The organism is Janthinobacterium sp. GW823-FHT01H08 (genome assembly GCF_058797855.1).
Genome location: NZ_CM179504.1, coordinates 5,346,250 through 5,369,689 on the forward strand (window position 1 = coordinate 5,346,250; position 23,440 = coordinate 5,369,689).

The window sequence follows — 23,440 nt, forward strand, 5'->3', positions numbered from 1 at the left end:
TGCAGATCAGCCCCATAGCGTGAGGGCTGACAACGCGGCGGCAACGTCCGGCTACCGCGTGCCATTCATTCAGCGAATCAGCTTGCCGATAGTCATGAAAATAATACGCACATCCAGCGCCAAGGAGCGCTGACGTACATACTCTTCATAAAAGCGCAGCTTGACCGGCATAACTTCCTCGATGTAGGTGCGCTCCGGGTCGGCCGATTCACCCAGCAGGCGATTTTCATCACGATACGTGATCGACGCGAGGTCCGTAATTCCTGGCTTGACGGAAAGTACCAGCTCGCGTTGCGTACTCGTGTACAGCGCCACATACTTCGGCACTTCCGGCCGCGGCCCGACCAGGCTCATATCACCGATGAGCACATTGAGCAGTTGCGGCAACTCGTCAAGTTTGTAGTGACGCAGCCGGTGTCCGACACCAGTGATGCGCGCGTCGCGCCCGACGGTGATCTGCCCCTGCGCTTCCGTGCCAACCGTCATCGTACGGAACTTAAAAATACGAAACAGGACACCATGCTGCCCCACCCGTTCTTGGCGAAAAAACACCGGTCCCGCGGAGTCCAGTTTCACCCATACGGCAATCAGCACCAACAACGGCGCCAGCAGCAGCAAACCGCACAGCGCCGCGATGACATCGAAAATACGTTTGATCAACACAGCAACTCGCGCAGCGTGCGGATCACCCGTTCCTGGTCCTCATCCGTCATGGCAGTATACAAAGGCAAACTGACCATCGCATGATAGGCCGCCTCCGCCTCGGGGAATTGTTCCGGCGCAAGATGATAGGTATCACGCCAGTAAGGATGGCGGTGCAACGGAATGTAATGGACGCTGGTGCCAATACCGTGGTCGGACAGCTTCTGGATCAGCTCATTGCGGCCAATCGGCGCCGCAGAGGTCAAGCGTACGACGTACAGGTGCCAGGCATGTTCGCCACCATCAGCAGCCTCGGCCGGCAGCAGCAACGGCAGATCCGCCAGCCCCTCAAAATAGCGCCGCGCAAGTTGCTGGCGGCGGGCCGAAAACGCATTAATCTTGCGCAACTGATGGATGCCCATCGCTGAAGCGATATCGGTCAGATTGTATTTGTAGCCAGGCGCAACTACTTCATAGGCCCAGGCCGGGGTCTTCGAGACGAAACGATCGAAGGCATCGCGGCTGATGCCGTGAATACGCATCATCTTGATGCGGGTGGCGATGTCAGCGTCGCGCGTGACGACCATGCCACCCTCACCTGTAGTCATCGTCTTGTTGGCATAGAAACTGAACACGGTGACGTCGCTGTCCAGGGTACCGATCAAACGTCCTTTATAGCGCGTTGGGAACGCATGCGCAGCATCTTCGACGACACGCAATTTGTGTTCACGCGCCACCGCCAGAATGGCATCCATGTCGCAGGCCAGGCCGGCGTAGTGAACAGGCATGATGACTTTCGTGCGTGGCGTAATGGCCGCACGAATCGCCTCCAGCGACAGGTTCAGCGTGACCGGGTCGGTGTCGACAAAAACCGGATCGGCCCCCATGTAACGCACGACTTCCGCCGTGGCGGTAAACGTCATGGTTGGCACAATCACTTCATCGCCAGGACCGACGCCTAGCGCCTCCAGGGCCAGGTGCAAACCGGCGGTGGCCGAATTGACAGCGATCGCATCGACACCATCGCCGATATAGGCGGCGAAATCCTGTTCGAACTGCTTGGTCTTCGGGCCCGTCGTGACCCAGCCGGAACGCAGACATTCGACTACGGCGGCAATTTCATCGTCACCGATTTCAGGTAATGCGAAGGGCAGGAATTTTTGTTCTGTCGTCAAAATAAATACCTCAGGTTGGCATAACGAACGCCCTTTACGGCGCCTTAGTTATGCGATCAATGAAACGATTCTATCGGCAGGCGTCGATGAAGCGCTGGGCCAGCACGGGATAGGTATGGTTTTCCAGCACAAACCGCCGGCCCTTCTGGCCCATGTCCGCCCGCTCCTCGTCGCTTAATGCCAGCAGGCTTTCAATGGCATGCACCAGCGCAGCCGGATCGCCAGGAGAAATGGTCAGTCCGCAGCCGGCTTCACCGACCGGGTCGTTGCCCGACTCAATGGCCTGAATGATCGGTTTGGCGGCCATCATATAGTCCATCATTTTATTTGGACTGACCCCAAAACGGTAAATAGGCACCCGTTGCGAGCCGATGAATACCACATCCATCTTTTCCAGCAGGGCCGGGATCGACTGTTTCGGAACAGGATCGAAAAAGTGCACATTATCGAGCTTGAACTCGGTCTTCATGGCCAGCAGCTTGCGTTTTTCCGAACCATCACCGACCAGGACAAAGACCACTGGCCGGTCAGCCAACAGGCGCGCCGCCAGAAGGACATTGTCCATCGCATTGGCCGGGCCATGCGAACCGGCATAGCCGACCACGCGCGCCCCGCCCCGTTTGAGCGCGTCGATCTGTTCAAGCACCGGCAAGTTTGGCGCCTGTTCGGGCGCACGCCATTCATCGACGTCAATGCCGTTCGGGACATAGGCAAATTTCTCACGCGCCATGCCATGTGCCATCATGTGTTCGAGCGCCTTGGGCAGCATGGAAACCACCTTGTCAGCAGTGCGGTATGCCCAGTTCTCGGCGTACTGCAATAGCATGATGAATGGATGGCGCGGCGACATGCCACCTAACTCAATAGGGCTTAGCGGCCACAGGTCGTGTACCTCGAAACATAGTTTGGCACCGCATTGAGCGGCGATGCGTTTGGCCGGAAAGATATCGAGCGGGTAGGTCGAAGACGCGATCACCAGATCTGGCTTGACCAGTTTGCCGATGCGTCGCCCGTAGAACAGCATCTGCGCCACAAAGGAAAACATGTTGAGTACGCGGCCGCTGCCATTCCCGTCGTATTTCGGGCTACGCAGCCAACGGTATTCGATACCATCCACCTCTTCACGCGCAAGAGCACGGTCAACCACAGGATTGGTGCGGCGCAGGTGCGAGAAATCCGCGCCGACGATAGTCACATTGTGCCCCTGCCTGACCCATTCACGGGCAAGATAATAGGGACGGTATTCCATGCCGTAATGGGGATTACCGGCATAGTGATTGATCAACAATATATTCATGAAAACAGTCTAAGGACTTTTTTTGATCAAGGGGCGAGCTGGATTGCCAGCCACGGTTATTCCGGCCTCGACGTCTTTCACAACCACGGCGCCTAATCCAACCACCGCTCCAGGTCCAATCTTGCGCTTCTCGAGAATGGAGGCATTCGGCGCAATCCAAGCGCCGGCGCCGATCACTACGCTGCCGCTCACTTCGGCACAGGCAATCACCATCGCATCGGCACCAACTTCAACATTGTGAGCAATGTGCACATGATCGTCGATCTTGCAGCCATCCATCAGTACTGTATTGCCGATGGTGCCGCGGCATACTGTCGTGAGGCTACCAACTTCGACGTCGTCACCAATGATGACACTTCCCAGATGGGGGATACGAATCGGCCGTCCGGATGCATCGGACTCGAAACCATAGCCTTCTTCGCCGATCACAGCGCAAGACTTGATCAGGCAGTTACGGCCGATACGTACGCCATCGGCGATCACGACATTATGATAGATCTCCGTACCCTCACCGATTTCCACACCATTGCCGATCACCGTATTGCGGCCGACACGTACGCTAGGGTGGATACGCGGTGGTTCCGTGTGCTCGCAAAAGCCGATCTTGACTTGCAGCAGGCGCAGTGCCAGCGCAAAATCGAGGCGTGGATTATCGGACTCGATCAAGGCCAGGCCATCCCGCGCCATGGAAAGCGGACCGATTACCGTGCAGGCGACGGAGTCGAGTTCACGGTCCGCCTTGGAAAATACCAATGCACCTTCCGTGACGTGATCGACCGAACGAATTTCCATGATAGGCAGGTCGCTGCCGTGCAAAGTACGGCCCAGTGCCGAGGCCAGCCAGGCTGCCGTGGCGGGGCGGTTTAAGCGATTATCCATCGGATCACCTCAAATGATTCTGCATATTGCGTACCGATCTGGGTACCACGGAAAACGGCCTGGCTCTTCACCACCTCGGCAGAAGCGTACACGCGATGTGCCTGCGATTGGTAGCGCGCCAGCGACTCCACCTTCTTGCCCACATCCTGCTCACTAAGGTGTACGAAGCAGCTCGTGCGGAAATCGAGATTGTTCCATGGCACTTCATAGCCAAGCATGGTGGTACGCTTGAATGCGCGGAAACCTTCATGCGCAATCACATGGTGATCCTGATGGGTATCGTTAGGACTAGGTAAAAATACCAAATCGGGCTGCAGCTCGCGATTCAGCTTGACCATTTCGTCGAGAATAGCCTGACGCTGCTCGGGGAATTTGCGAACTTCGAAATCGAGCACGATACAATCTTCAGGAGCGATACCCAACACCAAGGTGGCTTCCTTGACTTCCTTGCGCAAGATGTCACGCGGCAAATGGGGTAACACCGATTGCTCCGCTGCAGAAAATGCCACGTATACGGCACGCCAGCCTTCGCTGACATATTTCGCAATCGTTCCGCCACAGCCGAATTCGCCGTCGTCGGTATGCGGTGCAAGCACCAGCAAAGTTTTTACTCTATGGATATCAGCCATGTAATCTGCACCTTCAATAAATTATTAGAAACGCCGCACTTGGCACTGGCCGTGACTCCTACTTGGAAGCATTACAACAGCATCGATAATAAACCCGAAGCCTTCCGACACGCCAGCGCCGTAGATCTACTTACGCCGCCACAGTCTGTCTATAGGCATCGCGCATCAATGTCACACAATGATCCCAGGAAAATTGCTGGCACACCCTGGCACGTCCTGCCACGCCAAGACGGTTGCGCAAGGCACTATCTTGCACCAGCAGGTATAAGGCGTCTGCCAGCGCTTGCGGGTTTTCGTTTGGAATGATCAAGCCCGTTTCATTTTCGGCTACCACCTCCGGCAACCCTCCCATACGCGATACCACCACCGGCAATGCACAGCTCGACGCTTCCAGAATCGCCACGCCGAAGCTCTCACTGTCGTTGCGGCTCGCCGCCACATAGATATCGAGGCGGTTCAACCAGTCCGGTACGGCTGTGTGGTCAACCTGCCCCGCGAAGGTAACACTGGCTTCAAGTCCCAGCTGCGCAACCAGCGCCTGCAACACTGCAGTCTCGCCCCCACCACCGACCAGCAACAGTTCAAGACGCCCGAGCAAATCATCTGCTTTTTCGTCTTGCAAGCGTTGCCTCAATAACGCATAGCCATGGATGAGAATATCGATACCGTACTTTTTCGCCATCGTCTTGACGGTGCCAATCACCAGGCGCCCGTCAGCTGCTCTCGGTACTGGCACGAATCGCGCGGTGTCGATACCGAACGGCGTGACAAAAATCGGGGCCAACTCGGGACACAACGAGCGCGTCTGCTCCGCCATGACATGGCTCGTGGAAGCGATGCGGCTGGCAGCCCTCAAATTGCGCTTGATCAACCACATCTTGAACCGCGACTCGTAGGGGAATTCGTAGACGTCCGCCCCCCATACCGACAACAGCGAAGGTCCGCGCCAGACCCCTGCCATCAAGGTGCCGTAACCGCTGGCATAATGGCAATTAAGCAAATCCGGCGACATCTCTGCAAGCACCTTGCCCAAGGCGCGCCGATTCAGGAAATAGCCCTTTCCGCCACGGTAAGGCAGCAGATGAACGCGTACGCGATCAGAGTACTGATGAACATCAAAATCGTGCTGAGTGACCAAGTGTACTTCGATATCCTGCTGTGCCAGTGCATTGCACCAGCGGCTAACATGAATAGAATTGGCTGGTCCAAGAATGGCTATTTTCATATTTCGTTTTTGTTGTTGTCGGTTTTTTGCCAATGTGGCGCCCCTCTGGCGGTCCACTCCATCAACCGGCAAATCAGGTAAATAAGAGGCAGCGGATAAATAATATAACCGAGGCCAATCACGATATTTCCACGAGCAATCATCAGCAATGCTGGCAGCCCAAGTCCAAGAAGGATTGCCGTCATGGCTGGTGGCGCCCGCTGCAGCAACGACTCAAATACCGTCAGTAAAAATGCGAATAGCAACGGGTAAAGAAGGGCACCGAACCAGCCAGCGTTGAGCAGCGCATCACCCCAAATCAAAAAGTGAAGGGACCCGGGAATACCTTGATGCGAACTATCGATCATTTCTGTTAACCAAGGATTATCGTTGAATAATCCATCGTTCAAGGCGGCGGTCCAGACCTGATAGGTTACGTCCAACGGCTTGAGGGGAATATCGGCCAGTTCGCGCGGCAACAGAATAAGCAAGGCCCGATGCAAGGTGGGCATTGGACCAGCACTCCAGCCTTCGAGGTACTTGTGTACAATGTAAAAGTAATACTTCATGATATTGTCTTCGCCGCCGAAAAGACCGCCCCCGTCAACGGAGCTGCCAATCGCATCGAGCAGGCTTGAAAAATCCATGCTCAGCATAGCGCTCAAACCGATGCCACGCGCAGCGCGCGACAGTACATGCATCGACAGCGCGGCCACTGCGCCACCGAGCAAAACGTACAAGCGGCGAGAAAAACTGATGCGATCAGATAAAAACAATTCATAGTAGAAATAGCCACCAAGACAGAACAACATGGCCCGCGAGCCGGTTACCATGAAGACGCCCAAGCAGCAAAGCACCAGCAAAACAAATCTGATGCGGCTTTTATAGAACACGGGAGCAAGGGAGAATGCCACGAGTCCCAGCAAATTGGATACGCCATCAAGCAAAGTGAGGCCTTCGCTGCGCTGCTCCGACCAATTGAGCATCAAGAAATCGAGGCCATTACGGGCCTTGATTAACGCAATGATGACAAATATCCCGGTAACCAGAAAAAAGAGCCGTTTCCAAGCTTGTTCGTCAAAAACCAGTTTCCGATAAGAGCTGCCGCGCGGCAGAAGCCAACCGCCCAGCAGGTATAGAAACACGCAGAACAAGACATTACAGGCAAAAAGAAACAGCATGCCGGCGTACAGCACCCGAGTACCATAGGCCGCCTCAATGGATGCCTCGTTGATTGATAGCGTGTAATAAAACAATGCCATCAATAAAATAGCATAGTAGCGGGATTTCGATATCGAATACAGAATACTGGGCACAAGAACCAATGCCGACAGGAAAGAGATCATGGTAAAAGCGAATCCTGGTCAGGTATGCAAGGCCGATGGAAAGCCAATCAGGCGGCCATAACTGCAGCTAAAAATATTCTTAAGGCAATATGCCATATAAGCGAAACAGCACACCTCTCCAGCGACCCAACACAGGGCGATGTCACGGGCGCTGGTCGGCCGCAAAACAAGAATGGCCAGAACAATGAAAACCGAGCGCACGATATTGGCATAAGCAACACTCTGGTGATGTCCCTGTGCCATCAACATCGGCGGCAAGATACGATTGTGCAGCCAGAAAAAACTGGCGCCAATGAAGCAAAGTGCAGAAGCACCTGCAGGGGCGAAACCGGCGCCAAAAACCATGGAAATCATCGGTGGCAGCGCTAACCATCCGAGAGGAAGAGCAAGTATGCCCAACAGGCTGCAACCGAGCGCCAGCTTTTCATATTCGGCCTGCGCAACGGCGCCGTTACCCTTCTTCGACCAATGGTTGTATAGCACCGGCGCGACCATATTCAAGGCAGTCACCATGGCATTCAAAAACAGCAACGACATACCAAAATAGCCAGCCTCAGTATGGCTGCCCGCAGCCCGCGCCAACATCCAGAAAGTCAGTGCAGGTACAATTGTAGTGGTAATAGCTGGAATGAAAGACCAAGCGCCCTCTTTCATCAAGATACGGCAGTCGGCCCCCAACGCTCCCCCTCCACGCAAGTCGAAACCTGCCGTTCGCCCTACTTCGGCGCTGGCGCACAAGGCAGCACAAACGAAACTCCACATGAGCAATCGGGGCAGTATGGTGAAGTCGTTACCTATGCCAAGAAAAAATATCAGCGGCAGGCAAATCAAGCCGGGGCTTGCTGTAATCAGATTAAACAGCAGAGGGCTGGAGTTACTCAGAGCAACGGCGCGGAATAAACCGTGCAGCACCATCGCCAGCGCACAGGCACACATCAGCCAGACATCGCGCAGACTTAATGCTGTCGCCTGAGCTAAATAATTTCCCCCAAACGCTCCCAGCAGCAGCAATAGCGCTGCCAGAGCCAGGCCATAGTGCACGATCAATCCCGCAGCGCGGCGCGCACTGATCCGCCCTGCATTGATGTGAAAGGTCAGCGCCTGGGAGAAGCCAAACAGGCCTAACACGGAGATCAAGTCGATCCACGAACGGTAAGTACTGAAATAACCTTGGCCCTCGGGTCCAAAGCGACGTGAGACCACCACTGAGACAAGGAAAGTCGCAACCACACCGAAGCCTTGAATCAAGAGCGCGAGCCCCAGTTGCCGCTGTAACTTCATGCGTCCTCTTTATGCCAACGCAACGATGATCTGTTCCTGCTCCTGTGCAGTCAAGTCTGGCCCCATCGGCAGACTCATCACGCGCTGTGCAGCGCGCTCGGCATGAGGATAGGCACCCTTGTCGCCGAAGCCGGCATAAGCTGGCTGCAAATGCATGGGTACTGGATAATGTACCGCAGTAGGAATACCAGCGGCCTTCAGGCGTTCCTGAACAGCATCGCGCGACTCGACCAACACGGTAAACTGGCCGTACACGCTGCTGCGATCGGCACGCTGGCTGACCGTCTCGACTTTATTTTTCAGCAATTCATTGTAGCGCTGACCAATTTCCAGCCGCTGCGCCACCTCCCATTCAAAACGTTCGAGCTTGGCAAGTACCACCGCACATTGCAACGTATCCATACGGCCGCCAACGCCGATACGCGTATGCACATAGCGTTTCGACTGACCATGCACCCGAATTTCACGCATGGCCTGGGCAAGCGCATCGTCACTGGTAAAAATAGCGCCGCCGTCCCCGTAACAGCCCAAGGGCTTGCTCGGGAAAAAGCTCGTGCAGCCTATCGTCGACAGATTGCAACTCTTGCGGCCCTTGTACGTCGCGCCGAAGCTTTGCGCCGCGTCTTCGATAACTACCAGGCCATGACGCGCCGCGATAGCATTGATCTCATCCATGTCAGCCGGTTGACCATACAAGGAAACTGGCATTATGGCGCGCGTGCGTGGCGTGATTGCAGCTTCGATCAGAGCCGCGTTGATATTGCAAGTGTCAGGTTCGATGTCGACAAATACAGGCTTGGCGCCCAACAGCACGATCACTTCGGCCGTGGCGATGAAGGAGAATGGCGTGGTAATGATTTCGTCACCCGGTTTGACGCCGATGGCCATCAGCGCAATCAGCAGCGCCTCGGTACCCGAAGCAACAGTGATGCAATGTTTCGCCCCTGTATATTCCTGCAGCTTGCCTTCCAGCTCCTTGACTTCCGGACCCATAATATATTGGCCATGATCGAGAACTGCCTGAATGCGTGCGTTAACCTTGTCACGCAGGGCTACGTATTGCGCCTTGAGATCGATGAATTCCATGTTGGACTTTAATGTTAGTTGTTGATTAAGGCGCAGATGCCATCTTGCAATGTATAACGCTCGCCAGTGTGCTCGCAAACGGTTTCGCCGTCGCCGGTAAGAGGCAGCGCCAGCCGTTCGCCGAAACGGCTCATCCAGCCAACCTGACGCGCCGGCACGCCCACCATCAGGGCGAAGTCCGGAACGTTTCGATTGATCACGGCGCCCGCGCCAACGAAAGCATAAGCCCCTACAGTGCTGCCGCAGACAATGGTGCAATTGGCACCCAGCGTGGAGCCGCGTTTGATCAGCGTCTTGCGATACTCATCCTTGCGCGTTACCGCCGAGCGCGGGTTGTACACATTCGTAAATACCATGCTGGGACCACAAAACACGTCGTCCTCGATGGTCACGGCATCGTACACGGAGACATTGTTCTGGATTTTGACGTTGTTACCAATGACAACGTCATTGCCGACAAAAACGTTTTGCCCCAAGGAACAGCCTGCACCGATGCGTGCTCCACCGCAAACGTGAACAAAATGCCAGACGCGGGTAGTGTCCCCAATCGTTGCACCAGCGTCTACGATTGCACTCGAATGTATTGTGGCCGCCATCTTAATACTCCAGCGGTAATGCGACACGCTTGCCATCACGCGCTGAAAGGTAGGTGGCGATCAGCACTTCCATCGATTTCAAGCCTTCACGGCCGTCCGTCTCTGGTTCGGCTTCGCCACGCAATACCTTGATGACATTGTCGTAATACAGCGGATGGCCAAAACCATATACCGACGTGGTCTGATAACTGGCTTCCTTGACCTTCTCATCATCCGGGTGCGGCTCGGAAAACTCCCAATGCTGCACTTCGTTGACGGCAACACCACCGATACGTACTGTGCCTTTTTCACCCAGAATGGTGATGCTGCCTTCCAGATTGCGCGGGTAGGTCAGCATGGTCACGTTCATCGAACCGAGCGCACCATTACGCCAGCGCAGACTGATGACGCCGGTGTCCTCGACCTCGATATCGCGCTCCAGCGTGGCGGTGTAGGCATGCAGACTCTCGACGGGGCCGATGACCCAGTCGATCAGGTCGACATAATGGCTGGCCTGGTTCATGAAGGCGCCACCGTCGTATTCCCATGTACCGCGCCATTTCGCACTGTCATAGTATTCCTGCGGGCGGGTCCAGAAAACATTCAGGTTCACCATGTAAATACGACCGAAACGTTTTTCCTCGACGGCCTTCTTAAGCAACTGCAAGGTCGCATTACGGCGATTTTGTTTCACAACAAACAACCGCACATTGGCAGCATCACAGGCTTCGACCATGCGCTTGGCATCGTCCCAGCGGGTTGCCATCGGCTTTTCGGTGATGACGCTGTAGCCAGCCTCGGCAATCTGAATCGCCTGCTCCGGATGCATGCCGGACGGCGTCGTCAGAATAAACGCATCAGCCTGGCAATGCGCGAGCATCTCGGTCAGGCTGGCATAAGGCGTGGCGCCCGTGCTAGCGGCAGCTTCGGCCAGCGCTTGCGGATTAATATCGCACACGCCGACGAGTTCGCAACGGTCAGCATGCTGCTGGATCGCGCCGAAATGATTCTTGGCAATGCGTCCGCAGCCGAGCAGGGCAAAGCGGATCTTGCGGTCAGTGACCGGAGGGGGGAAATGGCGCATTCAATAATCTTTCGGAATTAGGCTTTGACAACGTTCGACGCCGGCGTCAGGTAGACACCACGCGTATCGACGATCAATTTTGCGTGCTCCTGAATCAAGGCGTAATCAAAGGCACGGTGATCGGTCGCCAGCAACACCACATCATAGGAGGCGATTGTGGCAGCGGTCAGTTCAACACTGGATAATTCAAAATGGTGTTCGCGCATCTTCGGGAAGACCGGCACGTGCGGATCCGAGTAAGCGATATCGGCGCCCTTGTCACGCAGAATCTCCATCAATTCCACCGATGGCGACTCGCGCATATCGTCCACATTCTTCTTGTAGGCAATACCCAGAACCAGCACCTTGCTGCCCTTGATCGAACGCGAGCGCTCATTGAGGGCATCGGCCAGCTTGCTGATGACCCAATGGGGCATGTCGCTGTTAATCTCGCCAGCGAGTTCAATGAAGCGGGTGTGCAGACCATATTGACGCGCTTTCCACGTCAGGTAGAACGGGTCGATCGGGATGCAATGGCCGCCCAGGCCAGGGCCCGGATAATAGGCGGTAAAGCCGAAAGGCTTGGTGGCCGCGGCACGAATGACTTCATGAATGTCGATATCCATCTTGTCAGCAATGATCTTCATTTCATTGACCAAACCGATATTGACAGCACGGTGTATATTTTCCAGCAACTTGGTCAACTCGGCCGCGCGTGTCGAACTGACCGGCACGACGGTATCGATGGCGGGGCTGTAAAGTGCGATGCCAGCCTGCTGGCAGGCCTCGGTGGTGCCGCCGCAAATCTTCGGAATGGTTCGGGTTTCGAAATGTTGGTTACCCGGATCTTCGCGCTCGGGCGAGAACACAAGAAATACTTCTTCACCGACCGTGAAACCGCCAGCCTCGATACGCGGCTTAAGTTCTTCATCGGTGGTCCCAGGGTAAGTAGTGCTTTCCAGCGAAACGATCTGGCCTGCACGCATATGCGGCACCAGCGCTTCTGTGGTACTCAGGACATAGCTCAGGTCTGGCTCACGGTAATCGTTCAGCGGAGTGGGCACGCAGATAATCAACGCATCGGCCTCAGTGGCGCGCGAAAAATCAGTGGTAGCCTCGAAACCCTTGGCACGCGCCGCATTGATGGATTCGGCGGAGATGTGTTCGATGTAACTTATTCCTTGATTCAGCTTATCGACCTTGACCTTATCGATATCGATACCCAGCACCTTGAAACCGACATCAGCATAACGCAGCATCAAAGGCAGGCCAACATAGCCCAAACCCACAATGCCGATAACCGCATTGCTATTTTCGAATTTCGAAATAAGTTCATTTAGAAACTTCTTGTTTTTGCTATCGTTCATTTTTAGGTTTAAATTCTTATATAATTACAACAATTACACCACCCCGAAAAAACGAAACGGACACATGCCGCACGTTAGGACATCAAGAAAGAAAGATGATATAAAGAAAGAGGAGAGCCAGATTGTAAAACGGTGGTCCAGTATAACGACTCCGAGCCTATCTGGATAGGCCTCGGAGCGGAAAAGGGCCGCGACACAGGGGCGCGCCATGGACTAATGTGACGCTTTTACTACTATAGACAGGAAAAATCATGCCCTGCCTGGTCACATAAAGTTACACTTTTTCATGGTAACACAAGCAATTCTGCATCCGCGCACGCCTGATGATCATTGCGGAACCGCCCCCGGCACGCTATCATCACAGGTCGAAAATATCTGCCGCGCACAGCTCCCTATAAGATGTATCAGGCCTATAAATTCACGGCACCACCAAGATTGAGGCCTCAGAACAGTTACACCATCACCATGCGCGCACGGACTCGATACCCAAGCCCCCATTCGGCAAATGAGTCTCCATTCATTATATATATGAAAGCACATGAAATTGTACGGGTCGATTACCTGCAAATTGACTACCCGGCGACTCATCAGTGAGTAAAATGAAAATATTTCTTGATTTATCCAGATTCCAAAAACAAATTATCGCCATAACGGCAGATTTTTTCTTATTACCTTTAACTTTTTGTTTGGCGATTATCCTCCGGTATGACGTCATCAACGCTGACGTCTACCGCAGTTATTTATGGCTCATAATTGCAGCTCCCTTGGTTTCAATCCCTATTTTCATCCGCCTCGGCTTGTATCGGGCCGTGATACGCTTCATTGACCAGAAGATCGTCTATGTTGTCATTCTTGGCGTCACGCTGTCGGTAGCCAGCCTGGTAGCGCTGGCCGCGTTCGCCACCCATATGACAGGGCTTTCGCGAGGCGTCTTTGGCATTTACTGGATCAGCGCAATTACTTACGTCGTGGCCAGTCGCTTTCTGACCCGTGGCTTTTTATTGCACGTAAAAAGCCCGAAACAGACGGTGCGCGTAGCCATTTATGGCGCTGGTAAGGCAGGATCACAACTGGCAAGTGTTCTGCGCGGCGGTCGCGAATACCTTCCGGTTGCGATCATCGACGACAAAATCGAACTGCAAGGCGCGTCGATTGCCGGCATCCGGGTTTATCCCCCATCGAGCCTGCCCAAATTGATCGGCAAACTGAACATCAGCGAAGTTCTGCTGGCCATGCCATCGATACCGAAGAGCCAGCAGAAACACATTCTCGACAAAATCGAATCCCTCAAAGTCAAGATCAAGGTGACACCACCTGTTGCCAGCCTGGTCAACGGTGAACTTCGCCTGCAGGACGTACGCGACATTGAGATAGAGGACTTGCTGGGACGTGACCAGGTGGCCCCGGACACAGACCTGGTCGCCACTTGCATCACCGGAAAGTCAGTATTGGTGACTGGTGCGGGCGGGTCGATCGGCTCCGAACTGTGCCGTCAGATCATCCGCCTGCGCCCCTCCAGACTCATACTTCTGGAAATGTCCGAGTTCGCACTGTACTCGATCAAACAGGAACTGAAGGGACTCAAGCACGCGCACGCTCTGGAACTCGAGTTGGTGCCCTTTCTTGGCTCCGTACTGGACACGGAAAAGTGTGCAATGATCCTGCGCACCTTCCAGGTCGAAACTGTATATCACGCGGCAGCCTACAAGCATGTGCCATTGGTGGAGCACAATCCGATTGAAGGCGTGCGCAACAATGTCTTCGGCACCTTGAGTATCGCACGCGCGGCGATGGACGCTGGCGTCAAATGCTTCGTCCTGATTTCAACAGACAAAGCCGTACGTCCGACGAATGTAATGGGCTCGACAAAACGCCTGGCTGAACTGATTTTGCAGGCATTTGCACAGGAACGTGGCAAGACGCGTTTTTGCATGGTGCGCTTCGGTAACGTACTGGGATCGTCCGGCTCGGTCGTGCCGCTCTTCCGCAAACAGATCATGGCGGGCGGCCCGATTACTCTGACGCACCCCGAAATCACACGCTATTTCATGACTATTCCTGAGGCGGCGCAACTGGTGCTGCAGGCTGGCGCAATGGGAGAAGGCGGTGACGTCTTCGTGCTTGACATGGGTGAGCCCGTCAAGATCGTGGATCTGGCCGAACGCATGGTGCATTTGAGCGGCCTGGAAGTAAAGAGCAAGTCGGCTCCGGACGGCATCGAAATCGTCCATGTCGGCCTGCGGCCCGGCGAGAAGCTGTACGAAGAACTTCTCATCGGTGACAATGTCGAAGGCACCGAACACCCACTGATCATGCGCGCGCAGGAATCCGAAATACCGCACGCGGAATTGCAGCTACTGCTACGCGAACTCGATGATGCCTGCGCACGTTTCGCCTACGAAGATGTGCGTATGGTACTACTGAAGGCGGTAAAGGAATATGCGCCACAATGCGGTATTGAAGATTTGATCTGGTCCGAAAAAAACAAAACGCAGGCGCCGCACTGATTACAACGCAGGCCTGGTAGAAGTACCAAGCCGGCCGCCTAGTGAGTAGCCTGCTTGGCTCCTTCGGGCATATTATTCATCCACACACAATTTGAGAAACCATATGGAAACGCAGGAAAAATTCACTCAACGCACGAGCAAACAGGATGGCGCGCTGATTTCCCCAACCGAGCTTCTGAGCACGCTGTGGCACGCGCGTCGCATGATTATCGGCATGACAGTGGCCTCCATCGCACTGGGCGTGAGCAGCACCGTGTATTGGGCCAAGTATAAGAGTGACGGATTCCTGCAATTTGGCGGCCCCATCCCCTTGCAACCAGAAAAAACCGCAAGGACAAAAGACGTCAAGGATGCAGGCTTCGGCATTCAGCTCAGCGACTACAAGCGCTATTCAGCAGCATTTGGCAGTCGCGGCCGCTTCGATGACTTTGTACAGGCCGTCAAACTCGAAAATGCTCCCGGGATCGCTACTCTGCGCAAGAACATCACCAGCGAAAAAAACCTGAACGCCATCATCGAACCCATTTTCCCTTTCACCAAACTCGATGCCAAGGACTTGATGGAGCAACCGAAAGAGAACAGCAATAATGTGATCGGTTTACGCATCAGCTACGAAGCCAGTACCCCGGAAGAGGCGCAACGTATCGTCGCCCTGCTGGGCCGTTACACCATGGACACAATTGTTTATCTGATTTATACGGATTCGCTGCGCTTCAAGCATCTGGAAATTACCGCAAAAATCACCAAGCTTGACAATGACATCATTGGCAGCAAGCAGAAACTGGCGGAATACAGCAGGCGCATCAACGACCTCAAACAAATCGTTGCACGCCACCCGAAGGCCGAAGTGCAAAATACATCGCAAGTCGTCACCGTGACGGATGAAAACTCACGTTACCTGTCGCCAGTAACGCAACTGATGAGTGCCGAGGTCGAGGCCAGTGCGGCGCAAGAAGCCATTTATCAGGCTAAACGGGAACAGCAACAATATCTGTTATTGCGTGATTACTACGATAGTGCCAAAGCGACACTCGACGCCAACAAGTCAGGCGAGGCAGTGCTACGCGCACTGGAAGCGAGCAAGGAACACGCATTCAAATCCAAAGACCTGAATGACGAACTGGTCAAGGAAGTGTACAACAAAATCACAATCGACAATCAGAACTCGCTCAATTTGTATCTGGAAAAAAGCCGCTTCATCGCCGGCCCGAGTTTGCCCGAAAACCGCACTACACGATTGTCAACGGCCCTGGTGGTAAGTGCCTTGCTCGGACTCTTTCTCGGCTGCCTGATTGCATTGGGACGGCAATGGTGGTTAGCGAACCGCGAGCAGTTAGCCAACTAACGATGTGATGTCGGCAGTATGGTATTTATCTGCCGCAAGATTACCCAGTCCGGCCTGCCGAACTGGCAAACAAGCGCCCTCAAACGCTGCTTGATTAAAAGCCACTGGCGTACCACTCCGCTTTCCTGCCATTCAGCAACATCCAGTGCGCACCAAAATAAAAAACGCGCCATCGCATCGGCATGAAAATACCTGATGCGATGGCGCGCAAGTCAATACCGCTGCCAGGACAATCATGACGCCGCCACGTCCACAACAGAGTGGCGTCGGAACGTTTTCTGGCAATTGCATGGTACGCCAGCAAACGCTGTTTTCTGGCGATGCTCCTTATTGCTTCAGCAAACCACCCAGCAATGCCGCCACTTTCTGCTTCGGCTTGGCCGCAGTAGGCGCCATGCTGGCGGCAGCCGGGGCTGCGGCCTTGGCCGGCTCATATGGCTTGAGGAACCAGGGATCAGCCTTTTCGCGGCGTGCGCCGGGACCAAAAGCGGGACGCGCACCGCGCTCGGCGGAGCGGCTGTCGCGGCTGTCGCCGGCATGGCGGCTCTCGGGCGCGCGCGCGGGGCGTGCCTCGCCACCTTCGCTGCGGCGCGGCGGACGGCGCTCGCTGTCGCTGCTGCGCGCGGGAGCAGGGTTGAAGCCCGTCAATTCGCCGCGCTTGATGCTTTGCTTGATGAGTTTCTCGATATCGGCCAGCAAGCGCTCGTCCTTATCCGAGTAGATCGAAATGGCGTCGCCCGAGGCGCCGGCGCGGCCCGTGCGGCCGATACGGTGCACATAGTCTTCCGCGTTGTACGGCAAGTCGAAGTTGATGACGCAAGGCAGGTCGGAAATATCCAGGCCGCGCGCCGCCACGTCGGTCGCCACCAGCACGTCGATCTCGCCCTTCTTGAACGCTTCCAGCGCCGCCATGCGTTCCTGCTGGCTCTTGTCGCCGTGAATCGCCGTGGCGCTCATGCCTTCCTGCTCCAGCACGCGGGCCAGGCGCGAGGCGCCGATCTTGGTGTTCGAGAATACGATGACCTGCTTCAGGTCGCGCTGGCGCAGCAGATGGGCGACCAGGGCATGCTTCTGGTCTTCCGTCACCTTGTAGACCACTTGCGTGACCTTGTCGGCCGTCTGGTTGCTGCGCGCCACTTCGATCGTCAGCGGATCGTTGAGGAAGGTGGCGGCCAGTTTCTTGATTTCTGGCGAGAACGTGGCCGAGAACATCAGGTTCTGGCGCTGTTTCGGCAACAAGTTGATGATGCGCTGCAAGTCCGGCAGGAAGCCCATGTCCAGCATGCGGTCGGCCTCATCCATGACCAGCATCTGCACCTGGCTCAAGCTGATGTTCTTTTGCTCGATATGGTCGAGCAAGCGGCCCGGCGTGGCGATGACGATTTCCACGCCGCCGCGCAGGATGACGGTTTGCGGCTTCATATCCATGCCGCCGAAGACGACGGTCGAGCGCAGCGGCGTGTGCTTGGCGTAGGCCTTGACGTTTTCGGCCACCTGCACCGCCAGCTCACGCGTCGGCGTGAGGATCAGCGCGCGCACCGGGTGGCGCGCCGGCGACATGCTGCTGCTGGCGTGCGCCATCAGCAACTGGATGATCGGCAAGGAAAAACCGGCCGTCTTGCCGGTGCCCGTTTGCGCGGCGCCCATCACATCGCGGCCTTGCAGCACCACGGGGATCGCTTGTTCCTGGATCGGTGTCGGATGGGTGTAACCCTGGTCGGTCAAGGCGCGCTGGATTTCAGGCGCAAGGCCAAAGTCGGCAAAAGTCAGGCTGGGAGCAGCGGATGCGGCAGGTGCAGGTGCAGGTGCAGGTGCAGGCGCAGCGGCGACGGGCGCCGCTTCAGGGGCAATCGCCGGGCTGGGCGTAGGAGTCGATTCGGTTTCAGACATAAATTTTCTGGTGTGCCTCCGCACTGCGGAAGCCATGCTTTCTCAATAAACAACATTTCGGGGCACAGGCAGCTCCGTCTTGCAAGCCATGGATCATTGTTCTTGCGGCACCTCCGTGCTCCGGGACATGCTGTATGGCGTATGCGGGAGCGTCGAAGAGATGTGCTGCGATGGCGGCGGAGATCGCGCCGGCGGAACATCGCGCGCAGAAGATACAATATCAGTGCTGTAAACGATACCCTAATTCACCGCAACTGTACACGGAAACCGTGATTTTTGAGCAAAAAGCGTTCCAGCAATAGACCTCCGAGATGCCGTATCATGCCGGCTCCGATGCCAGCTCCGCCGTCCCTGCCCTTACCATGCCCACCCCGCCTTTATCCCACGATCCGCAACCGCAGCCGCCCAGCAAACCGGGCAATGACGAGTGCTGCCACAGCGGCTGCACTTTTTGCGTACTGGAAATGTACCAGGAAGACCTGGCCGCCTACGAAGATGCCCTGAGGGCGTGGCAACAGCGCCAGCAAGCCGCTGCCGCGCCCGCCACCCAGAGCGTCAGGAAGCCGCGCAAGCGCGCTTAACTTAATTCAATTAAAAGCTTTCCCACTCATCCACCGGCGCCGCGCGGCGCGCCGTGCTGGCCAGTTGACGCGGCGCCGGTGCCGGCGTCACGGCTGCCGACGCCTTGACAGCCTTGACAGGCGCACGCGGCCGGTTTGCGGCGGCGCTGGCCGCATCGAGCTTGAAGATGCTGACCACCTCGCTCAGGCTGGCGGCCTGCTCCTGCATCGACTCGGCCGCCGCGGCAGCCTCTTCCACCAGGGCCGCATTTTGCTGCGTCACCTGGTCCATCTGGGTGATGGCCTGGTTAACCTGCTCGATACCGGCGCTCTGCTCGCTGCTGGCGGCCGTGATCTCGCTCATGATGTCCGTCACGCGGGTGATGCTGGCAACGATGTCATCCATCGTGCGGCCCGCCTGATCCACCAGTTTTGAGCCCGCCTCGACTTTCTCGACCGAATCGCCGATCAGGACCTTGATATCCTTGGCCGCCGCGGCCGAGCGTTGCGCCAGGTTGCGCACTTCCGTGGCGACGACGGCAAAGCCGCGCCCCTGCTCGCCTGCGCGCGCCGCCTCGACGGCCGCATTCAGGGCCAGAATATTGGTCTGGAAAGCAATCCCGTCGATGACGGCGATGATGTCGACGATCTTGCGCGACGAGGCATTGATCGACGCCATCGTGCCCACCACTTCGCTGACCACCTTGCCGCCTTCGATGGCGATGCTCGACGAGGTCTGCGCCATGGTGTTGGCCTGGCGCGCATTGTCCGCGTTCTGCTTCACGGTCGAGGTCAGCTCTTCCATCGACGAAGCCGTTTCTTCCAGCGAACTGGCCTGCTCTTCCGTGCGCGACGACAAATCCTGGTTGCCGGCCGCGATCTGGCTCGACGCCGTGGCGATGGTATCGGTGCCGCCGCGTACCTGGCCCACCAGGTTTTGCAGGCTGGCATTCATGTCTTTCAGGGCTTGCATCAATTGTCCCGTTTCGTCTTGCGATCGCACAACGATATGCGCCGTCAAGTCGCCAGCCGCCACCCGGCGCGCCACGCCGACGGCCTCGATCAGCGGACGCGCCACGCTGCGCGCCACCCACAGCGCCAGCAGCATGCCGATGATGACGATGCCCGCCACCAAGCCGATCAGGCTGGCGCGCGAGGCCGCATAGGTTGCGTCCGCGCCGGCGCTCGAGCGCACGCCGCCGTCCGTGTTAATCGCCACCAGTTTATCGAGCGCCGCCATCATGTCCGTCATCACCTGGGCCGACGGTCCCACGGCCAGCGCGCGCGCCTCTTCCTTTTTCATCTCGCGCGACAGGCTCAGCATGGTTGCATGCAGGCGCATGAATTCATCATTGAGCGCCAGGAAGCGCTCGAACACTTCCTTCTCGCCCGGTTCGGAAATCAGACCGCGGTACTTGTCGGCATCGGCCTTCAGCCTGGCCTGGGTTTCCGTCATGCGCGTTTCGTTCTGCGCCATGTCGGCATCCTGCGCGGCCAGCATGTGCGCCAGTTCCCAGCGGCGGAAATCGCTGACATCGCTGCGCATGGACATGGCCGCCAGCACGCTGGGCATCCAGTTGTCGGACAGGTCCGTCGACGCGGTATTGATGCGCGCCATGGAAAAGATCGCCGACACGCCCAGCGCGGCCGTCAGCAGCAGCACGGCGCCAAACGACAAGATCAGCTTGGTGGCAATTTTCAGATCAAAAAACCATTTCATGCGTTGCGTTCCTTCATTAACAGGTAAACGGGACAAGACAGGCGCGCACCAACACGGCGCAGGTAATGCGGCGGCTCATACCGAAACGCCGGTTAAATTTCCACAAGGCAACATTTTATCACCGACGCACTGCAGCGAAGAGTGGTTTGATCGCGGCATGCGGCCAAAGTTCAGGTGTAGCGGGCAGCGCGCCGCATTTTTGTCCAAACACGGTTGTTTCCAAACGGGAAAATGAAGAGCGGGCGTAGGAGTTGGATGACACGGGGCAATGTTCCTAGCCTACATAAGCACGTCGGCTCATCCGATGCCCGTCATTGCCCCCTGGTTCTATAGTGGATACAAGATTCAGCACAACGCTAGCAAGCCAGAAAAGCAGCGCCATCCAACAAAATCAGAAGACGAGGCCCTACCATGTACAAAGCTTATAGCAACCTGACACCAGCAACGAATAGCCACGCAGCCGCCCAGCACAACTGGCAAGCCGCTCCGGCCACACCCATGATCAGCATCACGGGCGCCCAACAGAACGAATTGCTGCGCGCCCTGTCGCGCGCCGATCTGGAGCGCCTGTTTTGCCAGCTGGAATTGGTCGCTTTGCCTGCCGGCAAGCACCTGTTCGATTGCGGCGGCAAGATTGAATACACGTACTTCCCCACCAACGCCATCGTTTCCCTGCTGTATGTGATGGAAGACGGCGCCACCACCGAGATCGCCGTCATCGGCCGCGAAGGCGTGGCTGGCGTGGTGCTGTACGAAGCCGAGCGCGCCACCTGCACCGCCATCGTGCAGACGGCAGGCTACGGCTACCGCCTGAAAACCGCCTTCCTGCGCGAAGTGTTCAATGAAGGCGGCGCGCTGGCGCAATTGCTGATGCGCTACACCAGCGCCATGTTTGCGCAAATGGCGCAGAACGTGGTGGGCGGCCGTCATTGCAGCATCGAACAAAAACTGTGCCGCTGGCTGCTGGACCGCCTCGACCGTTCCCTGTCGAACGAACTGAAGGTCACGCAAGACACCATGGCCAACATGCTGGGCGTGCGCCGCGAAAGCGTCACCGTCACGGCGCGCAAGCTGCAGGACGAAGGCCTGATCCAGTACCGCCGCGGCACGGTCGAAGTGCTCGACCGCGAAGGCCTTGAAGCGGCCGCCGGCAATTGCTATAAAGCCGCACGCGCCGGTTTCGAACAATTCCGCAGCGGCATCAGCGCACACAATTAAGCCACGTCGCAAGCTGATGCGGCAGGAAAGCAACACCTTGTACCACCATTTGCCACTTCGTCTTGCTTGGCAACAATCCAGCCTCTATTATTCTCGTTGAAATTACCCAATTGAAACTTTAGTTTCAATTGGGTAATTTATCGCGTACATAATTAGATCAACGACTGGAGTCAGTAAGCATGAAACAGCAATACCTGATCGCCGCCCTGCTGGCAGGCATGTTCTGCGCAAGCCAAGCCCAGGCAGAAATCGCCATCGCCGCCGACCTGGGTACGACTGGCGTCGGCGCCCACCTGAGCGTGCCGCTGCAATCGAATCTGAATGCCCGTTTTGGCGTCGGCTTCCTGAATTACTCCTACGACTCCAGCACCGAAGACGTCGACTACAAGCTGAAACTCAAGCTGCGCACCTTCGACGCCTTGCTCGACTACTTCCCCATGGACGGCGCGTTCCGCGTGAGCGCCGGCGTCGTGTACAACGGCAATAAAATCGATGCCAAAGGCAAGCCGAACAAAAGCGGCAGCTACACATTGAACGGCAACACTTATACGGCGGCCAGCGCTGGCCAGCTGGACGGTACCATCGATTTCCGCAAGGTCGCACCCTACATCGGCATCGGCTGGGGCAACCCGGTGAAAGAGGCCGGCTGGAGCATTTCCAGCGACATCGGCGTATTGTTCCAGGGTTCGCCGAAAACCTCGCTGCACAATACCGGCTGCGACCCGCTGGTCTGTGCCGCCCTGAAAACGGACGTTGCCGCTGAAAACGAAAAACTGTCCGACAAGGTCAAGGATTTCAAGGCGTATCCAGTGCTGCGCATCAGTGCCAGCTACCGCTTCTAAGCTGAGGCCAACCCGCCTGGCATGATATCGAGGCACGCTGCGGCGTGCCTTTTGCATATTCCGTGTTCTTGAAACGCCGCAGGCCAAGCATTGCGACAAGGGCGCATAACTGGCACTTCGAACCGCACAGGCCACATAAACAACCACCTGCCGGCACGGCATTCCCGATTGCGTTTCCCCGTCTGCACCGTTGCATACCCCGCCAGCAAACACCTAGCCGGTACAATATTGCCATATACCCCTACCTGGCGTCCTGCGGCGCATTGCGCCGGCACTATGAAAGAATAAATGGAAGACATCAATTGCGAAGGCTTGCCGCACATCCGCGTACTGGCAGGCGAAAACTCCAGCGGCCCCGTGTATGAAACCCTGCCCGCGCGCCAGATCGACGAGCACGTCTACGAACTGCTGGCCTCGCCCGGCCTGACCCTGAACCTGGCGCGCGGCGACATCGTCAACATCGCCAACCCGCTCGCCCCCGCCGAAGTCTTAAAGCGCGGCGGCAACTTCTGCATCCAGATCTACGCCGACGACGTGCCGCAAGCAGCAGTGGACCAGCTCGAGCGCGACGTGCAAAGCCAGCTGGGCGGCACCCTGGATGGCCAGTACAAGGGCAACCTCACCTTCAGCGTGCCGGGACACCACGGCATCTACAATGTCAACGGTCCCTTCGACGCCTTCCGAGAAGCAACGGGCGTGGAATGGTACTTCGCCAATATCTACGTCAACCTCGATGACGACGATGATGAAACCTTGCTCAACTGGTGGGTGGATATGTAAGGTTGTCCGTGCACCAGGCGGGGCCATGACACAT

General features: G+C 56.4%; 20 protein-coding genes. 6 read left to right on the forward strand and 14 right to left on the reverse strand.

The genetic code is table 11. The features are described from left to right. Window positions 1-69 precede the first annotated feature (69 nt). The 12 genes from AC3RCG_RS23960 to AC3RCG_RS24015 all read right to left on the reverse strand — a co-directional run bounded on the left by AC3RCG_RS23960 (window position 70) and on the right by AC3RCG_RS24015 (window position 12,544). Entirely contained in the window at window positions 70-660 is a 591-nt protein-coding gene (locus tag AC3RCG_RS23960) for a sugar transferase (RefSeq protein WP_070224371.1), read from the reverse strand. Then, window positions 657-1,817 (reverse strand): DegT/DnrJ/EryC1/StrS family aminotransferase, encoded by a 1,161-nt coding sequence (locus tag AC3RCG_RS23965; RefSeq protein WP_218069291.1) that lies wholly within the window; start codon window positions 1,815-1,817, stop codon window positions 657-659. The genes AC3RCG_RS23960 and AC3RCG_RS23965 overlap by 4 nt, the downstream gene beginning before the upstream one ends. Before the next feature lie 70 nt (window positions 1,818-1,887). Beyond that, complete coding sequence (locus AC3RCG_RS23970) at window positions 1,888-3,114, reverse strand: glycosyltransferase family 4 protein (RefSeq protein ID WP_070224369.1); 1,227 nt, start codon at window positions 3,112-3,114, stop codon at window positions 1,888-1,890. 9 nt (window positions 3,115-3,123) lie between these two features. Beyond that, window positions 3,124-3,993 carry a UDP-3-O-(3-hydroxymyristoyl)glucosamine N-acyltransferase gene (locus tag AC3RCG_RS23975; protein WP_071653770.1) on the reverse strand — a complete coding sequence of 290 codons (870 nt, stop codon included), beginning with the start codon at window positions 3,991-3,993 and terminating at the stop codon, window positions 3,124-3,126. Beyond that, window positions 3,978-4,622, reverse strand: a complete 645-nt coding sequence (locus AC3RCG_RS23980; RefSeq protein ID WP_070224367.1) for a PIG-L deacetylase family protein — start codon at window positions 4,620-4,622, stop codon at window positions 3,978-3,980. Before AC3RCG_RS23980 ends, AC3RCG_RS23975 begins: the two co-directional genes overlap by 16 nt. Before the next feature lie 130 nt (window positions 4,623-4,752). Continuing rightward, window positions 4,753-5,847, reverse strand: a complete 1,095-nt coding sequence (locus tag AC3RCG_RS23985; protein WP_070224366.1) for a glycosyltransferase — start codon at window positions 5,845-5,847, stop codon at window positions 4,753-4,755. Continuing rightward, window positions 5,844-7,172 (reverse strand): hypothetical protein, encoded by a 1,329-nt coding sequence (locus AC3RCG_RS23990; protein ID WP_070224365.1) that lies wholly within the window; start codon window positions 7,170-7,172, stop codon window positions 5,844-5,846. Before AC3RCG_RS23990 ends, AC3RCG_RS23985 begins: the two co-directional genes overlap by 4 nt. 18 nt (window positions 7,173-7,190) lie before the next feature. Beyond that, complete coding sequence (locus AC3RCG_RS23995; protein ID WP_492401790.1) at window positions 7,191-8,453, reverse strand: lipopolysaccharide biosynthesis protein; 1,263 nt, start codon at window positions 8,451-8,453, stop codon at window positions 7,191-7,193. 9 nt (window positions 8,454-8,462) lie between these two features. After that, window positions 8,463-9,539 carry a DegT/DnrJ/EryC1/StrS family aminotransferase gene (locus tag AC3RCG_RS24000; RefSeq protein ID WP_070224363.1) on the reverse strand — a complete coding sequence of 359 codons (1,077 nt, stop codon included), beginning with the start codon at window positions 9,537-9,539 and terminating at the stop codon, window positions 8,463-8,465. Window positions 9,540-9,553: 14 nt separating this feature from the next. After that, window positions 9,554-10,135 carry an acyltransferase gene (locus tag AC3RCG_RS24005; protein WP_070224362.1) on the reverse strand — a complete coding sequence of 194 codons (582 nt, stop codon included), beginning with the start codon at window positions 10,133-10,135 and terminating at the stop codon, window positions 9,554-9,556. A 1-nt stretch (window position 10,136) separates the two neighbouring features. Continuing rightward, entirely contained in the window at window positions 10,137-11,198 is a 1,062-nt protein-coding gene (locus AC3RCG_RS24010; RefSeq protein ID WP_070224361.1) for a Gfo/Idh/MocA family protein, read from the reverse strand. A gap of 17 nt (window positions 11,199-11,215) precedes the next feature. Beyond that, a complete protein-coding gene (locus AC3RCG_RS24015; protein WP_070224360.1) occupies window positions 11,216-12,544 on the reverse strand; it encodes a nucleotide sugar dehydrogenase in 1,329 nt (442 codons plus the stop codon). Between the two features lie 599 nt (window positions 12,545-13,143). Here AC3RCG_RS24015 and AC3RCG_RS24020 point away from each other — a divergent pair. After that, a complete protein-coding gene (locus AC3RCG_RS24020; RefSeq protein WP_492401789.1) occupies window positions 13,144-15,051 on the forward strand; it encodes a polysaccharide biosynthesis protein in 1,908 nt (635 codons plus the stop codon). A 103-nt stretch (window positions 15,052-15,154) separates the two neighbouring features. Further along, on the forward strand, window positions 15,155-16,396 hold the full coding sequence (locus tag AC3RCG_RS24025) for a GumC domain-containing protein (protein ID WP_070224358.1): 1,242 nt from the start codon (window positions 15,155-15,157) through the stop codon (window positions 16,394-16,396). Between the two features lie 327 nt (window positions 16,397-16,723). On the opposite strand, the gene AC3RCG_RS24030 is transcribed toward AC3RCG_RS24025, so the two are convergent. After that, complete coding sequence (locus AC3RCG_RS24030) at window positions 16,724-18,286, reverse strand: DEAD/DEAH box helicase (RefSeq protein WP_492401788.1); 1,563 nt, start codon at window positions 18,284-18,286, stop codon at window positions 16,724-16,726. 362 nt (window positions 18,287-18,648) lie between these two features. Here AC3RCG_RS24030 and AC3RCG_RS24035 point away from each other — a divergent pair, with 362 nt between their 5' ends. Continuing rightward, a complete protein-coding gene (locus tag AC3RCG_RS24035) occupies window positions 18,649-18,867 on the forward strand; it encodes an oxidoreductase-like domain-containing protein (RefSeq protein ID WP_070224406.1) in 219 nt (72 codons plus the stop codon). 10 nt (window positions 18,868-18,877) lie between these two features. Here AC3RCG_RS24035 and AC3RCG_RS24040 read toward each other — a convergent pair whose 3' ends face one another. After that, the gene (locus AC3RCG_RS24040; RefSeq protein WP_492401787.1) at window positions 18,878-20,566 is read right to left on the reverse strand and encodes a methyl-accepting chemotaxis protein; all 1,689 of its coding nucleotides are present in this window, start codon (window positions 20,564-20,566) and stop codon (window positions 18,878-18,880) included. A 498-nt stretch (window positions 20,567-21,064) separates the two neighbouring features. Here AC3RCG_RS24040 and AC3RCG_RS24045 point away from each other — a divergent pair, with 498 nt between their 5' ends. The 3 genes from AC3RCG_RS24045 (at window position 21,065) to AC3RCG_RS24055 (ending at window position 23,406) form a co-directional block, all read left to right on the forward strand. Beyond that, on the forward strand, window positions 21,065-21,784 hold the full coding sequence (locus AC3RCG_RS24045; protein ID WP_035828139.1) for a Crp/Fnr family transcriptional regulator: 720 nt from the start codon (window positions 21,065-21,067) through the stop codon (window positions 21,782-21,784). A 179-nt stretch (window positions 21,785-21,963) separates the two neighbouring features. Beyond that, window positions 21,964-22,626, forward strand: a complete 663-nt coding sequence (locus AC3RCG_RS24050) for a hypothetical protein (protein WP_175444717.1) — start codon at window positions 21,964-21,966, stop codon at window positions 22,624-22,626. 288 nt (window positions 22,627-22,914) lie between these two features. Next, on the forward strand, window positions 22,915-23,406 hold the full coding sequence (locus AC3RCG_RS24055; protein ID WP_492401784.1) for a DUF4265 domain-containing protein: 492 nt from the start codon (window positions 22,915-22,917) through the stop codon (window positions 23,404-23,406). Window positions 23,407-23,440: the final 34 nt, after the last annotated feature.